General features: G+C 71.6%; 11 protein-coding genes. 4 read left to right on the forward strand and 7 right to left on the reverse strand.

Annotated features, from left to right (window positions below; all coding sequences use genetic code 11):
• Positions 1–29: 29 nt before the first annotated feature.
• Complete coding sequence (locus WME97_RS37500) at positions 30–2186, forward strand: bifunctional metallophosphatase/5'-nucleotidase (protein ID WP_437544894.1); 2157 nt, start codon at positions 30–32, stop codon at positions 2184–2186.
• 32 nt (positions 2187–2218) lie between these two features.
• Here the strand turns inward: WME97_RS37500 and WME97_RS37505 are convergent, their stop codons facing one another.
• The 4 genes from WME97_RS37505 to WME97_RS37520 all read right to left on the reverse strand — a co-directional run bounded on the left by WME97_RS37505 (position 2219) and on the right by WME97_RS37520 (position 7736).
• Positions 2219–2782 carry a DinB family protein gene (locus WME97_RS37505; protein ID WP_437544895.1) on the reverse strand — a complete coding sequence of 188 codons (564 nt, stop codon included), beginning with the start codon at positions 2780–2782 and terminating at the stop codon, positions 2219–2221.
• Positions 2783–2900: 118 nt separating this feature from the next.
• A complete protein-coding gene (locus WME97_RS37510) occupies positions 2901–4007 on the reverse strand; it encodes a hypothetical protein (protein ID WP_437544896.1) in 1107 nt (368 codons plus the stop codon).
• 426 nt (positions 4008–4433) lie between these two features.
• Positions 4434–6527: a PPC domain-containing protein gene (locus tag WME97_RS37515; protein WP_437544897.1), complete on the reverse strand. Its 2094-nt coding sequence runs from the start codon at positions 6525–6527 to the stop codon at positions 4434–4436.
• Between the two features lie 291 nt (positions 6528–6818).
• Complete coding sequence (locus WME97_RS37520) at positions 6819–7736, reverse strand: prephenate dehydratase (RefSeq protein WP_437544898.1); 918 nt, start codon at positions 7734–7736, stop codon at positions 6819–6821.
• 515 nt (positions 7737–8251) lie between these two features.
• On the opposite strand from WME97_RS37520, the gene WME97_RS37525 reads away from it, so the two are divergent.
• Entirely contained in the window at positions 8252–8893 is a 642-nt protein-coding gene (locus WME97_RS37525) for an RNA polymerase sigma factor (protein ID WP_437544899.1), read from the forward strand.
• 12 nt (positions 8894–8905) lie between these two features.
• On the opposite strand, the gene WME97_RS37530 is transcribed toward WME97_RS37525, so the two are convergent.
• Entirely contained in the window at positions 8906–9352 is a 447-nt protein-coding gene (locus WME97_RS37530) for a helix-turn-helix domain-containing protein (protein WP_437544900.1), read from the reverse strand.
• Between the two features lie 340 nt (positions 9353–9692).
• Between WME97_RS37530 and WME97_RS37535 the strand changes: the two genes are divergently transcribed.
• The gene (locus WME97_RS37535) at positions 9693–10274 is read left to right on the forward strand and encodes a hypothetical protein (protein ID WP_437544901.1); all 582 of its coding nucleotides are present in this window, start codon (positions 9693–9695) and stop codon (positions 10272–10274) included.
• 47 nt (positions 10275–10321) lie between these two features.
• Here WME97_RS37535 and priA read toward each other — a convergent pair whose 3' ends face one another.
• Positions 10322–12766: a replication restart helicase PriA gene (priA, locus tag WME97_RS37540; RefSeq protein WP_437544902.1), complete on the reverse strand. Its 2445-nt coding sequence runs from the start codon at positions 12764–12766 to the stop codon at positions 10322–10324.
• 478 nt (positions 12767–13244) lie between these two features.
• Here priA and WME97_RS37545 point away from each other — a divergent pair, with 478 nt between their 5' ends.
• Complete coding sequence (locus WME97_RS37545; protein WP_437544903.1) at positions 13245–13844, forward strand: DUF2231 domain-containing protein; 600 nt, start codon at positions 13245–13247, stop codon at positions 13842–13844.
• A 222-nt stretch (positions 13845–14066) separates the two neighbouring features.
• Here the strand turns inward: WME97_RS37545 and WME97_RS37550 are convergent, their stop codons facing one another.
• Positions 14067–15431: a serine/threonine-protein kinase gene (locus WME97_RS37550; RefSeq protein WP_437544904.1), complete on the reverse strand. Its 1365-nt coding sequence runs from the start codon at positions 15429–15431 to the stop codon at positions 14067–14069.
• Between the last annotated feature and the right edge of the window lie 24 nt (positions 15432–15455).

Below are 15455 nucleotides of genomic sequence, written 5' to 3' on the forward strand. Positions count from 1 at the left end.
GGCGAGCGCTGTGGCGTGGAGGAGCAGAGATGAGATCGAGCGGAGCTTCGTGGGTCCCCGGGCGATGCGCACAAGCGTGGCGGGTCACGCTCCTCGGAGCCGCGCTGTGCGTGCCGCCGGTCGCCAGCGCGGGCTGCGGCGATGACGGGGCGACGACCACCGCCTCGGTGTCCAGCGGCAGCGGCGGCGGCGCGACGGGTACCGGCGCGGGCGGCGGCGCTGCCGGCTCCGGCGGCTCCGGCGGCGACGCAGCCGGCTCAGGTGGCTCCGGCGGCAGCGGCGCAGCCGGCTCCGGTGGCACCGGCGCTGTCGGCTCCGGTGGTTCCGGCGGCGCCGGCGGCTCAGGCGGCACCGGCGCTGCCGGCTCGGGCGGCGCTGCCGGCTCGGGCGGCTCCGGTGGCACCGGCGCTGCCGGCTCCGGTGGTTCCGGCGGCTCCGATGGCACCGGCGGCGCTGGCGGCTCCGGTGGCACCGGCGCTGCCGGCTCGGGCGGCGCTGCCGGCTCGGGCGGCACCGGTGGCACCGGCGGCTCGGATGGCACCGGCGGCGCTGGCGGCTCCGGCGGCGACACCGTGAGCGTTCAGATCATCGCCTTCAACGACTTCCACGGCAACCTGGAGCCCCCCACAGGCAGCAGCGGCAGGATCACCGTGCCTGCCACACCCACCAACACCACCGTGGACGCCGGCGGCGTCATTTACCTGGCGTCCCGTGTCGCCGCGCTCCGCGCCACGAACCCGAACACCGTGGTGGTCTCGGCCGGCGATCTCATCGGCGCGAGCCCGCTCGTGTCGGCGCTGTTCCACGATGAGCCGACGATCGAGGCCATGAACCTCCTCGGCCTCGACATCAACGGTGTCGGCAACCACGAGTTCGACAAGGGCACAGCGGAGCTCCTCCGGATGCAGTACGGCGGGTGCAGCCCGGCCGACGGCTGCACGGACGGCACGTTCTTCCCGGGCGCGAACTTCAAGTTCCTCGCCGCCAACGTCGTCGTGGACACGACGAGCGGCAGGACGCTCTTCCCGCGCTACGACGTCCGCGAGTTCGACGGCGTGAAGGTCGCCTTCATCGGCATGACGCTCGAGGACACGCCGTCCATCGTGACGCCTATCGGCGTCGCGGGGCTGTCGTTCATGGATGAGGTCGACACGGTGAACGACATCGTCCCGGAGCTCCAGGCGCAGGGCATCGAGGCGATCGTCGTGTTGCTCCACGAGGGAGGGCTCCCCACCGGCCTCTTCAACGAGTGCCCGGGCCTCTCTGGCCCCATCATCGACATCGCCACGAACATCGACCCCGCCGTGGACGTGATCGTCACAGGGCACACCCATCAGGCGTACAACTGCATCCTCGGCGACAAGATCGTGACGAGCGCGGCGTCGTTCGGCCGTCTGGTGACGGACATCGATCTGGAGATCAGCAAGAGCACGGGCGACGTGACGGCGAAGACGGCGAACAACGTCATCGTGACGCGCGAAGCGCCCGACGCGGGCGTGAGCACCCTGGTGACGCGCTACAAGGACCTCGCGGCGCCGCTGGCCAACGTGCAGATCGGCACCATCACCGCGACGCTCGACCGCGCGGTCCCGGCCATGGGCGCCGGGCTGTTCACGATGGGCACGGTGATCGCCGACGCCCAGCTCGCCGCCACGCGCGACCCGAGGACCGGCGGTGCCGAGATCGCGTTCATGAACCCTGGCGGCGTCCGCACGGACCTCACCTATGCCGCCTCGTCCACCGAGGTCAGCGACGGGGTGGTCACGTTCGGTGAGGTGTTCGCGGTGCAGCCCTTCGGCAACAGCCTTGTCGTGATGACCCTCAAGGGGGCGGAGATCGACACGCTGCTGGAGCAGCAGTTCCGGGTGGACGCGGGGGGCGTGCTGCGGAGCGTGATCCTGCAGGTCTCGAACGGCTTCACGTACACCTACAGCCAGAGCGCGCCCGTCGGCGCGAAGGTCGACAACGCCTCGATCCGGCTCAACGGCGTCCCGATCGAGGCGGAGCGGACCTACCGGGTGACGGTGAACAGCTTCCTGGCGACGGGCGGAGACGGCTTCACCGTGCTCAACGACGGCACCGACCGGCTCGGCGGCGCGCTGGATCTCGACGCGCTGCGGGACTACTTCGCGGCGAACTCGCCCGTCTCCCCGCCCGCGCTCGACCGGATCACGATCGTGCCCTGATCGGGCCTCCTGGAGCCGCGCAAGCTCGCCCCCTAGCTGCGCGGCCTTCGTGCGTAGAGGAAGCGTGCATAGCCGATCTCGGCGGCGTTCTTCGTGAGCTCGACGTTGGCCCACGCGACGACGTCACCGAACGGGCGGTCCTGGAAAGGCCACCGCGTCCGTCGCGTCGAGCGCAGGTCGTCGTCGGTAGCCTGCTCGAGCACCGCTCGCCACCGGCCCTGAAGCCCTCCGAGCCACGCGCGCACGTCGCCGGCGTCGCCAGGCCACGTCACGTCCTCGCGCGTGAGCGCGCCGTCGCCGAAGGCGTGGTCGAGCGCCATGGACCACCAGAAGCCGAGATGCCACGTCAGCCACGCGATGCTCGGCGGGCCGAGATCGTAGCCCTCGTGCTCCGGCCAGTCGGCGCGCCACTGGCCATCGGGGGTTTGACGAACGTGCAATCCCTGGTCAGCAGGGCGCCACAAGCACTCTTCGGTGGAGAGCCCGTCGAGGTGAAAGCTGGTGAGCTGCCAGGCTATCTCGAACTGCCGTAGCAAGTAGCCGCCGACCTCGCCGGGCATCGACGGGGGAGCGGCGTCAGGGCCATCACGTCTCATGGCCCCGACCCTAGCACGCCTGCTGTCCCTCATCCTGCCCGCGCCGCGCACCGAGATACGACCGCGCGGCCGAGCAGGCCCTTCCGTACTGTTCTTCGAGGGAGCGAGCCCGCCCTGCCTAGCCCGGATTCACCGCGATCTGCATCTGGGCGATCACGATGTCCCCTTCCATCACGGCCTTGGCACGAAGGCCGCTGTTGCCCGCCTCGTCGGCCTTGATGGCGCCCTGGTAGTAATTCGCCAGGCTGCCGGTGGTGCGCGCCTTGTACGGCTCGTACTTGGTATGGACGGAGTCGGTGAAGGCGGGATCGAAGTAGAACTGCGTCGTGAAGATGTGGTCTCCACCCTGGTACGTGGTGCGACCCTTCGACATCGACCCCTTCTTGAAGCAGACGAAGTGGATGTGAACGTCGCGGCCGTTGTACCAGCCGGGGAAGATGCTGCGGAACGAGACGACGCCGTTTGCGTCCGTGGTCTGCACGCCGCGGCAGAAACGGTCCGTGTTGTTGAGATCGTTCTGACCCGGCCTGCCCGCATAGGGCGAGTCGGGCTTCTGCTCGCTGGCAGCACCCCTCGTCCCGAAGCCGCTGTAGAACCCCTGCCCGTCCGTGTGCCAGATGTAGACGTCCACATCGGGCAGGCCGACGCCCTTGCCATCGCAGCCGGGCGCGCTCAGGTCGACAACGCGCAGGTGGAGGTGCATCTCCACACCCTCCGGCGCGCTCTCATTGTAGCGACCACGAATGTCCTGCCGGATCAGGGAGATGTCGTCGTTCTTCTCGAGCTCGTGAATGAAGAAGGGGCCCTGACCGGCGCCGTCCGTCTTGTTGATCGCCCTGCACGTCGGCACATCGTCGAACGGCGGTGCCTGGAGGCCGTCGCCGCTGCCGCTGCCGCCACTGCCTCCCGCGCCTCCCGTGCCCGGCTCGGAGCCTCCCTCGCCCGAGCCGCCCGTGCCTGCCGTGGTGGAGGTGGCCGGTCCCGCGCCGCTCGAGCTCGACGTGGCGGTGCCGGGGTCGGACCCGCCGCCTCCGGTACCCGAGGCCGTGGTCCCACCGCCCCCGGAGCTCGCAGAGCCTCCGCCTGCGCCGCTGGGATCCTCCGACTCGCTGCCATCTCCGCACGACACGGTGACGGCAATCACTCCCAGCCCCAGGAGCGCCTGCCGCCGGTCAACGACCTTGAACAACGGGCCCTGGGTCTCGGTATCTCGTTCCTTGCTCATAAAGCAGCTCTCCTCAGGTGGTCGATGACCTGTCCGTCCGGCGGACAAGGCGCCGAAAAGGCGGCAACATCTTCCCAAGAACGGCGACAGTAAAGCATGGCGGCGCGGGGCGTGGAAGGCGGGACCCGAGCTGATCCCATATTCCCGCCTTTATGTAGTTATCCTCTGCCGTTTCACGCGCATCGGCGCGTCAGGTATCAAGGGTGACAGGGGCCTGCACGCCCCCCTGGATCCACGTGCGAAGAACCTCGATCACCGCAGGGAATCCCGTGGCTCAGGCCGGCATCGGTTGCTTGTTGCACGTCGCCTCGTAGAAGGCCCCGCAGGCAGCGGCTGTGGAGTAAGACGAGGCATCCTTCGATGCATGAGTGCGCTGTGGATACAGCGCACTTTTCCAGGAGGGATGTGAATCGCGCAAGCGACCTTTCACCGCACGATCGCGGGCCGGGGCGGCCACGCCATCCGCTGCTCGGCCGTGGGCGCGGGCGAACGATGGATGGCGGGCGGCGCCGCGAACGACGCCTCCGGCGTGCCGCCGCCGGCCGCGGTCTTCTTCGGCCACCAGTCCATGCTGAGGTGGATGTGGTGGTGGTGATACGGCCACCCCTCGCCGTACGCCATCCGGTCCGAGAAGCTCGCGAGCTCGTCGTCGGTGATCTTCCGCCGATCCCGGGCCGGAAGCGCGTTCAGCCGAGCCGCGGTCCTCGACAGGAACGGCGCGATGACCTTGTCCACGCCGATGACGCGCGTGCGGGGCGAGCGGAACAGCCTGGCCATGAAGAACGCCTCCCGCTCGAGGTCGACGATGTGCTTCCGCTTCGCCGCCGAAGAGCAGTACCCGTCCTCGTGCTTCGACCCGTCTCCGCAGATGATCTCCCCATCGTTCGATCCGTCCGTCTGGAAATAAGCGATGTCGATGTTGCCACCCTGGTCGTGCGTCGACTCGGGGTGACGGGGGCTGTCGATGTCGTAGCCGGGCGTGACGCCGTTGATCTGGCAGACGTCGATCAGCGAGAGCGGCGTCGTGCCCGGGAACGCATGCAGCGTCTCCGCGAGGGCGTCCCGGACGAGCATGATGAGCTCGCGCCGGGCAAAGCGGTAATTGCTGAACGTCTCCCAGATGTAACCGCCGCCGACCACCGAGTCGTCGAGGTCGGGGAACGGGAACGGCAAGAGCCCGCCGCCGCGCTCGCCGAAGCCGGCGCACTCGTCGAACGAGAAGCCTGCGTCCACGCAGCTCGGGCCGTCGACATACGGAGTCGACGTCACGTCCAGGCCATAGACGTTCTGCGCGCCGTCGTGGCCGACGACCCGGACGAAGTACTCGGCGCCACCCCGCTCGGAGTAGAACCCGTAGAACTCGGTGTCCGTCTCCTGATCGCGGTACGAGTACGGGTACTGCGCGCCGTCGCGGGCGCCGAGCAGGCGGCCCACGCCGTCATAGACCACCAGATCGATGTCCCCGGCGGCCTGACGGAACCGGATGCCCACGCGGACGATGGTCCGCTCCGGCACCACGATCTTGAACCAGTCCTCGTCCCCCTCGCAGAGGGTGAGGTCCTTCGTGACGCCCATGGGCGCGGTCACCGCGGCTCCCAGGTCGTCGTTGGGCTCGAGGGCGTCGCCCTCGGCGCCGCAGGCGGAGGGGCCCTTGCGGCACGCGCCGCCATCGCAGGAGCTGCCCTCCGGACACCAGCCGGACGGGACGTCGAGTGAGCACGCGACATCGTCCGATACGCAGAGCTCCCCGAGGCAGGTCGTGCCCTCCGGGCAGGTCGACGCGCCGTCGCAGCCGGCGAAGCAGGCCGACCTGCCCTCGCCGTCGACGGTGTGACACACGTAGCCAGGCCGGCAGTCGAGATCGCTGCCGCAGGTGTTCATGCACACGGGCGAGCCGCCCTCCGCCGCGGGGAAGCAGCCCGCGCCTGGCCCGCACTCGTCGTCGCTCTCGCAGTCGAAGGCGAGGCAGTACCCCTCCACCCAGCCGTTCGGCGCCGAGGGATCCTCGTCACGATAGCAGGTCGCGCCGCGCAGCGAGCACGCCTCGTCGGCGTCGCAGGCCGCGCCGATCTCCCCCGCGCCGACCGTGTCCTCCGCGCACGCCGCGCCGCAGGCCGCGTTGCACCCGTCGCCGCGCCGGGGAGAGCACAGGCCATGACGGCTCTGCACGCCATCGCAGGTCTCTGGATCATAGAGGGGATAACACACCCCCGAGTCGGTCAGGATGTCCGTGTCGAAGCAGCGAGAGCCGGGCGCGCAGCCCTCCTCGCTGTTCGGCGCCGTACACAGCCCCTCCGCGCGCTGCATGCAGATGCCGAGCATGCAGACGGCCGCCTCGCCGTCGCAGTCCGCATCGCAGCTGCAGCTCGCGCCGGCGGGGAGGCGCTTCTGGCTCGCCCCGCCGCTCTGCACCTCGCTGTCGACCGTCAACTCCGATTCCCATGGGTCCACATCACACGCTTCCAGAGAACCCATGAGCGCCGGCACCACCACGAAGAGCCATCGCCAATGTAGATCCATGACACCCTGCCTAGTGAGGAGTGCGAGACCGCACCTGCCGAGCGTTCTAGTCACAGGCGAGGGGTAAGTGGTTATTGAAAAGAGCGCATGAGTCACGCGGGATACCCCGCGCGAAGATATTCCCATCTTCGCAGCGGCGTTGTTCTCCCCGCGCGTGGGGGCGCCCACGCGACGAGCGGCTGGCGCGCGTCCGCCGCGGTGGACTCGCGGTCATCCGACGCGCCGGCCGCGCCGCGCGTAGGTCCGATGACCGCGCGGCTCGGCGATCGTCGTCGGGTCGGCCCGGGGCGCCTACTCGTACTTCTGGCTGACGCGGAACGAGCCGAGCGAGCGTACGCCCGTCGCGTGCTGCTCGAGCAACGCGAGGGCTTCCTTGAACGCAGGCTCCTCCGTGCTGCCCTCGCACTCGACGAGGAAGAGGTACTCTTCAGGGCTGTCCGGCAGCGCGCGAGAGACGATGCGCGTGAGGTTGATGTGGTGTCTCCCGAGCGCGGAGAGCGCCGCGACCAGGGCGCCCGGGCGGTGGTCCAGCCCGAACAGGAGCAGCGTCCGCCCCCCCGAGGCCGGCGGCTCCGCGGCCCTCCCGACGATGAAGAAGCGCGTGATGTTCTCGCCCTTCGCGCCGAGCTTCGGCACGAGGATCTCCAGCTTGTAGATGGCCGCCGCGCCCTTGTTGCCGATCGCGCAGGCCTCGCCGTCCTGCGCCGCGCGCTCGACCGCCTCGGCGGTGCTCTCGGCCTCGAGGATCTGCGCGTCAGGGTAGGTCTCGCGCAGCCAGTCGCCGCAGTGCTTGAGCGGGACGAAGTGCGAATAGATGCGCTTCGGCGCCACGCCCGCCCTGCCGAGGAGCGACAGCGTGACGTGCAGCGAGAGCTCCTCGCACACGGCGAGCGCGGCGCCCGTGCCCTCGCGGCGGATCAGCTGATCGACCGTGTCGTAGATCGGGCCGCCCAACGCGTTCTCGATCGGCACGACGCCGTAGGTCGCCGCGCCGCCGGCCACGGCGTCGAACACCTCCGAGATGGTGCGCCGGGGCGTGAGGTCCGCGCTCGCGCCGAAGCGCCGGGACGCGACCTCGTGGCTGAACGTCCCGGGCCGCCCGAAGTAGGCGACCCGCCGGCGCGGCGCCGGAGCCCCTGCCGCGTCGCTCTCCGCGGCCGCCGCGTCGTCGCCGCGCGCCGTCCCTGGCTTCCCCTCGTCAGCCGACATGAGCGATGGGCGCCTCGCCGGCGCCCGCGCGGACGGTCGCGATGCGCCCCCCGCAGGGCGCGCCGCTCCGCCGTGGGGCCGGCATCCTTCGATGGAAGCTGTGCATCGAGCGCCGCCTGTCTACCGGCGCGATGCGGCGGCGTCCAGCGAGGAAAGCGGCGGCGTCCGCCCGCGCGAGGAGGCGCCCGCCGCCGCGGTGCACCAGGCAGCCGCCGAGCCCACCCGCGCGGCGATCGCGCCCCAGCAGCCGGGTGGGAGCACCATCGTTGCCGACGATGCCGGAAGGCCCCCTGACGCGGTTCAGGTGAGGAACGATCGTTACATCCCGAGAACCATCGTCAAGCGGCGCTTTCCCGAGCGATTCGGCCTGCATGCGCGCAATTGCGCAGGCGGAGGGTGACGCAGGAGATAACCACACGCACACACATTCGACCACTTTTTCGATCGAATTTCGCCTGTGATCGCCCCGACCAGTTTTTGCAAGTTCCGTTTCTTGTGATAACGATCGTTACGCGATGTCGGGAACGGGGCGTGGAGGCCACGGTTCAGGGCCGCCGAACGACAGAGAAGGCGCCTACTGGCGGATCTTCAACAAGAAAACGATCGTGCTCGTGCGCCGATGGCTTCGCCTCCTGGGGGTCCCGCGGCGGGATCGCTGGGACATCGCCCAGAACGTGATGCTCGCGGCGCATGAGAGCTTCGGGAACTACGATCCGGAGCTCGGACCGTCCGACCGCTGGCTGAACAAGATCGCTGTCCACGCCGCGTCCCACTACGGGCTGCGCGAGCGGCGCCGGAGGGAGGACCCGTTGCCTGACGACTTCGACGCAGAGCTCGACGAGCCCTCGGCCGAGGAGCAGATCATCTCGGCGTGCGACCGCCTGTTCGCGCGCGCGGTCCTGCGCGAGCTCGACGCCGAGTTCGGCGCGATCCTCACGGCCCACGACATCGAGGGCGTGCCCATGGCGGACTTCGCGAGCCGGGCGGGAATCCCCCTCTCGACGGCGTACAAGCGGCGGAGCCGAGCGCTCGCCGCGTTTCAGCAGCTGGCCATGCGGCGCCTCGCGTCGATGCCCGGAGCAGAGGCGCCGGGCGGCGGCCGGCCGGAGTCCGGCGCCGGGCCACCTCGCGTCGCGGGCTGGTCCGCGCGGACGTGACGGCTCAGGGGCTCATCGCCCGCGCCGGTTCGATGACGAGGGGGCGGAGCCGCGCGACCCGCGCTCCTCGGGTCGAGGGCGCGAGCGGGGCCGCGCGCGATCCGGATCCTCGTTGATGAGCGCGAGGATGGCCTGCTTCTTCGGCGAGTCGTCGGGCTCGATCAACAGGAAGAGGAGCGCCTCCTGGAGCGCCTCGGGCGCGCGATCGAAGCGATCGGCGACGACCGCGGAGACCGGGCTCCTCCCGTCGCCGGGCAGGAGGAGCCGAGCATCGCAGTTGAGCCCCTGTGCGATGAGCGCCAGCGCGCCGAGCCCGAGATCGCGCTCGCCGCGCTCGACCTGCCGCAGGTAGGTCGCCGAGAGGCGCGCTTTCTCGGCGAACTCGGCGTAAGTGAGCCCGTGCAGCTGCCGGAGCACGCGAATGGCTCGACCGACCTCCTTGGGAAGCGCATCGCTCATGGCCGGCGCAGCCTATCAACTCCCGCCGCGGCCGGAAAAGGACGATCGCACGCTTCACCCTGCATTCGCGGGGGCGCACGTCGATGTCCGTTACTTACTTTAACTGATTCAGCTCCTCCAAGAGCGCCCGGGAGTGCGAGTTCTCGCGCTTCTCGATCGCTATGCCGGTGAGGAGGGGCGCTTGGCCGCCGCTCGGGTCGACGCGGGGTCAGCGTCGGTTGCGTCGGTTGCGTCGGTTGCAGCCGCGGGGCGCTTCTGTCATTCCTGGCGCGTTCGCTGGCAGGATGTGCGCTGTATCGAGCGCGTGTCTCGACCCCTTCGGGGGACGGCAAGGGGTTCGATGATCCGTCTGGAGCTTTCAGGAGAGCACACCCGGCTGCACTCGACGCTGTGCGCCCAGTGCCCGCAGGGCCCCGCGGGGTGCTGCGTCAGCCCGCCCGAGCTCGACTGGACGGACATCGGGCGCATCGTCTCGCTCGACGGCCGCGGCTGGCTGCTCGAGCAGATCGCCGCAGGCAACCTGCTCCCCGTGAGCCGCGGACTCGAGCTCCGGCGCGTGCGGAAGCGGGAGGAGCGCACGGCCCCGCGGCAATCGAAGTGCGTCTATCACGGCGCGCGCGGCTGCTCCGTCCCCGCCGAGCGGCGGGCCGCGACATGCAATTACTTCCTCTGCGAGGACGCCTTCGCCGAGCGCACGGACGGCCAGGCGGATCCTGCGTCCGCCGAGAGCCGCCGGGCGCACGCGCTCCTCCGGGACGTCTACGGCCGCTGGGACCGTGAGCTCGCCGAGGCGGTCGCGTCCCGCCCGGAAGGGCCGACGTGGGACGCGGCGTTCCTCGACTGGCTGGGCGCGGAGTTCGAGCGGCTCTCGCGCGCGTCGCGCGACGCGCTCGGCGAGCTCACCGCGCGTGGCTCTGGATAGAGAGCGCCGCTGGCGCAGCGAGCGCGCCCGTCTCCGGGGATCGCCCGTCACAGCATGGCGACCGGATCCACGTCGATGATCACCCGGGCGTTCCGGTCAAGGCCATCCCTTATCAGCCCGGTCAGCGCCGCGAGCGCCCCCCGGAGCGGACCGCGATCGCGCGCCCGGAGGAGCACCCGGAACCGGTAGCGCCCGCGCAGCCGCGCGATCGGCGCCGCCGACGGGCCGAGCACCTCGACGCGCCGGGCGGCCCCCTCGGGGCAGGTGCGGGCGTGGGCCGCGAGCTTCGCCGCGGCGCCGCGCCCCACGCTCTCGTCGACAGCGTCGATCCGGAGCAGCGCGAGGCGCGTGGCGGGCGGATAACCCACCTCCTCGCGTTCGCGGATCTCCCGCTCGAGAAAGCCAGGCACGTCGTGCGCCGCGGCGAACGCGATGGCCGGGTGCTCGGGGTTGCGCGTCTGGATGAGCACACGGCCGGGGCGGTCGCGCCGCCCCGCGCGCCCGGCCACCTGCACGAGCAGCTGGAAGCCGCGCTCGGCCGCGCGGAAGTCGGGCAGCCCGAGCGCGGCGTCGGCGTTCACAACGCCGACCAGGGTCACGTTGGGCAGGTCATGGCCCTTCGTGACCATCTGCGTGCCGACAAGGATGTCGATCTTGCCCTCGCGCATCCTCGCGAGGATCGCCTGCGAGCGATCCTTGCCGGCGACGTCGCGATCGAGCCGCGCCACGCGCGCCTCCGGGAACGAGCCGGCGATCGTGGCCTCGAGCCGCTCGGTGCCGAGCCCCTCGAGCAGCAGGTTCCGCGCGCCGCACGCGCCGCAGCGGTCCGGCAGCGGCCCCGCATAGTCGCAGTAGTGGCAGCGCAGCCGCCCCCCCTCCGGCCGCTCGTCGAGCGGCGCCGGGGGCGCGGGCGCGCCGGCCGGCGAAGGCGGGCGCGGGTCGCGGCGCCGCCCGCGGTGGTACGTCAGCGCGACCGAGCAGGCGTCGCACGTGGTCAGCGTCCCGCACGAGCCGCAGACGACGCTCGGCGCGAAGCCGCGGCGGTTCAGGAAGAGGATCGCCTGCTCCTTCGCCGCGAGCGTCTTCTCGAGCGCGCGGTGCAGCGGCAAGGAGATCAGCGGATCGCCCGAGGGGCCGGCGCGGAAGCGGCGGAGATCGACGAGCGAGACCTCGGGGAGGCTGGCCTCGCGGTGCGCGCGGTCCGGCAGGCGCAGCTCGGCGAGCTTGCCGCGGCGCACCAGCGCGACGGACTCGATGGAAGGGGTCGCGGAGCCGAGCACGCACACCGCCCCCGCGCGGTGGGCGCGGAGCAGCGCCATGTCGCGCGCGTGGTAACGCACGCCCTCCTCCTGCTTGAACGAGCCGTCGTGCTCCTCGTCGACGAGGATGAGGCCGAGGTCGGGCACCGGCGCGAACAGCGCGGAGCGCGCCCCGATGGCGACGCGCACCTTGCCGACGTGGAGGCTCGCCCACATCGCGTGGCGATCGGCGTCGCTCAGCCCGCTGTGCAGCACGGCGAGCTCGTCGCCGAAGCGGGCGCGGAAGCGCGCGACGAGCTGCGGGGTGAGGGCGATCTCCGGCACCATGACGAGCGCGCCGCGGCCCCGGTCGAGGCAGCTCTTGATGGCGCGCAGGTACACCTCGGTCTTGCCGGAGCCGGTCACGCCGAAGAGGAGGAACGCGCTCGGCCGCGGCTCCTGCCCGGCGGGCCGCGGCTCCTGCCCGGCGGGCCGTGGCTCCTTTTGGGTGCTCGCGGGGTGCTCCCCTCCCCCGGACGGCGCGAGCGCCGCGAGCGCGGCGTCAATGCGCGCCGCGGCCTCGGCCTGCGCCGCGTTGAGCTCGGGGGGCACGTCGCGCTCCTCGGCGCGGCGGAAGAACGGGTCGCGCGGCGGCTCGCGCTCGTCCAGGGCGACGAGGTTGCGCTCGGCGAGCTTCTTCAGGGCGCTGCGCGCGTTGCCGAAGCGCTCCTCGATCCGCGCGACCGGCTGCTCGCCGTTCGCCCGGAGCAGCGCGAGCACCGCCGCGGCCTGCCCGCGGAGCGTGCCGGGCTCCTCGACGACGTCGGTCGCGCTCGCGTACGCGACCTTGCGGCCGCCGACCTGCTTGGCGCGGCCGAGGTCGAGGACGCCGCCGAGCTCCCCCTGGGCCTTGAGCGCGCGCACCTGCTCGCGCTCGATCGCCGGCAGCGCGAGGCGGAGCACCTCGCCGATCGGCGCGAAGTAGTAGGCGGCGAGCTCCTGCAGGAAGGCGAGCAGCTCCGCCGGCAGCGCCGGGCGCGCGTCGACGAGCGCCGCGAGCGGCTTGATCTTGGACGGGTCGATGGCCGCGCTGCGCTCGCTGACGGCGAGCACCACGCCGAGCAGCTTGCGCCGATGGAACTCGCAGAGGACGCGCGCCCCCGGTCGGACCTCGCCGGCGAGCGCGGCGGGGACCTCGTAGGTGAAGGCCTGCGAGAGCGGGACGGGCACCGCGACGTCGGCGAGGAGGGGCATCGCTCCGGGAAGGCCGCGCGCAGCGCGGCACGGGCGAGATACCAGAGAACGCCGCCCGGGACGAGGAACGCAGGGCGTGTGCGCGGGCGCCGCGCCGGGCCCGAAAGGAAAGACTCCAAAAAAAAAGCGCCGCCGGGGCCTCGGGGGGGGGAAGGCCGCGCCGGCAGCGCTGGCCGGACATAGAGCACCGTCCATGCCATCCGCGGGATTCGCGATTCGAACGTATTTCACTTCAGATGGGGCGCTCGCTGATTTCGAACCTGAAATTTCGGCAAGACACCATTGCAGAAGCGCACTGCGCGGCCTGCTCGAGCGTCGCAGCGGCACGCGCCGCGGGAGGGCATGGGAACGCCCGACCCGCTCCCGCGGGGTCCGCCGATTGCTCCGGATCCGGTCAGGGGTTCACCGCTGGACGGTCGGCGGGGCGGGCGCCATGCGCTGGAAATCCGTGCAGCCAGGCGCCTCGGAGGAGGGGAACATGATCGGAACCGCAGTCTTGGGGGGAATCGAGGAGCAGGACTGGATCGATCGGATCGCGGACCCGCTTCAGCGCGGCATCCAGTCCGTCCTGAGGCGAGCGCCGACGGTCGCCAAGGTGCTGCATGGCAAGTTCCTCGGGCACCCGTTGCACCCGGTGCTGGTGACCATCCCCATCGGCGCCTGGTCCTGCGCGCTGGTGCTCGATCTCGCCGGCGTCGGCCGCAGGCGGCGTCGTCTCCATCGGGGAGCGGACGCGACCGCGGCCATCGGCCTCGGCGGGGCGCTCGTGGCCACCTTCGCCGGGCTCGCCGACTGGAGCACCACCCTCGGCCCCGCGAAGCGGATCGGCTTCGTCCACGGCGCCGTGAACCTCGCGATCGCCGGCCTGTACGGCGCCTCGCTCGCCTCCCGGGCGATCGGGCTGCGGCCGCTCGGGATCGCGCTCTCGACCGCGGGGTTCGGCCTCGCGGGGGCGAGCGGCTGGCTCGGCGGAGAGCTCATCTACCGCTACGGCGTCGGCATCGGCACCGACGCGTGCGAACGGAGGCCGGAGATGCAGGTGCCCGTGCCCGAAGCGCCGATCGCCGACGCGGGCTGACCGCGACGGGCGCCGGTGCGCCGGACGGGAGCGAGGCGTGACGTCCTCCTCGCCCGAGCGGGCGCTGGAACGCCGATCTCGTTGAAACCCGGAGAATTTTCACAGGGAGGCGGGGAGGCGGGGAGGAAGAAAAAAATGAATTTCTCTCTCTTGCCGTCTCTCGCTCCCCGCCTCCCTGTGAAACTCTCGCTTTTTCTCGTGGTTTCAACCCGTTTGTCGCTTCTAGCGCGCCGCGAGATAGCAGCCCGCGATGACGAGCGCGGCGAGGGCGAACAGCAGCGCGTTGTGCACGAGCCATGGCACGAGCCAGCGCTGCCGCGGGCGAGCGAGCGGAGGCTGCGCCCTGGCCGAGGGCGGGGGCTCGGCCAGGGCCAGCGCGGCGGGCTCTGCGCCCTGCGCGCCGATGTCCGTCGCGCTCGGCGTGACGGCCTCCCTCGCGCTCGGCGCGATGGCCGCGGCCGCGATCGGCTCGATCACCGCAGGCGGACCGAGCTCCAGCGCGCGCACCGCGCGCTCGCGCGCCCGGCGGGGCGCGACCAGCTCCGCGCCGAAGTTGTCGCGCAGCCACGCCCCGAAGCGCAGCGGGCTCGCCGTCAGCTCGGCCGCCGCCGCGTAGGCGGCGATGTCCTGGAGCATCGCCGCCGCGCTCGGGTAGCGCTCATCGGGCGCGATCGCGAGCGCCCGCGCCACGATCGCGTGGAGCGCCGCCTCGTCGGGGAGCCCGCGCTCCACGAGCGGCGGGATCGACGCGCGCCGCGCGAGCTCGAGCAGATCGCCCCGCGCCGCTTCCTTGGAGAGCGCGGCGCCGGCGCTGTACATCCGCCGGCCGGCGAGCAGCTCCCAGAGCAGGATGCCCGCCGCGAAGACGTCGGATCGCGCGTCGAGCGCCTCGCCCCGGGCCTGCTCGGGGCTCATGTAGCCGGCCTTGCCCTGCAGCGCCTCGTCCATGGCTCCGCAGCGCTCGTGCGCGCGGGCGATGCCGAAGTCGCAGAGCTTGATCTCGCCCTCGAAGCTCAGGAGCACGTTCGACGGCGAGACGTCGCGGTGCACGACGCCCTTCCGGTGGGCGTACGCGAGCGCCTGGAGCGCCTCGGCGATGATCAGCAGCGAGAACGCGACCGGGAACTTCACCTTCTGGCGGGCGCAGCGGCGGAGCAGCTCGCGCAGGTCGAGGCCCTCGACGTACTCCATCGCGATGAAGAGCGAGCCGTCCTCGCGGCAGAGGTCCTCGACCTGCACGATGGACGCGTGGCGCAGCCCCGCCGCGAGCCTGGCCTCGCTCGCGAGCATCTCGATGAAGCGCGGGTCGTGCGCGAACCTCGGGGCGACCTCCTTGATGGCGACGAGGCGCGCGGCGCCGAGGTCCGTGCGCACCCGGGCCAGGTAGAGATCGGCCATCCCTCCCTGGCCGATGTGATCGAACAGCGTGTAGCGGCCGATCTGGCACGGCAGCAGCCGCCCCCCGCGGGGCGCAGCCCGGCGGCGGGGTGTCTCCTCGCGCGCGGCGCCGAGGGGGAGAGCGGGCAGGCCGGAAGGCGGGTACGGGAGCGTGCCTCCGCGACGCACATCGAGGCGATCGATCTGCACGAGCCGTCGTCGCAGACTTCGCCC

It is taken from the genome of Sorangium sp. So ce367, from assembly GCF_051520455.1.
In the GTDB taxonomy this organism is placed as follows: domain Bacteria; phylum Myxococcota_A; class Polyangia; order Polyangiales; family Polyangiaceae; genus Sorangium; species Sorangium cellulosum_B.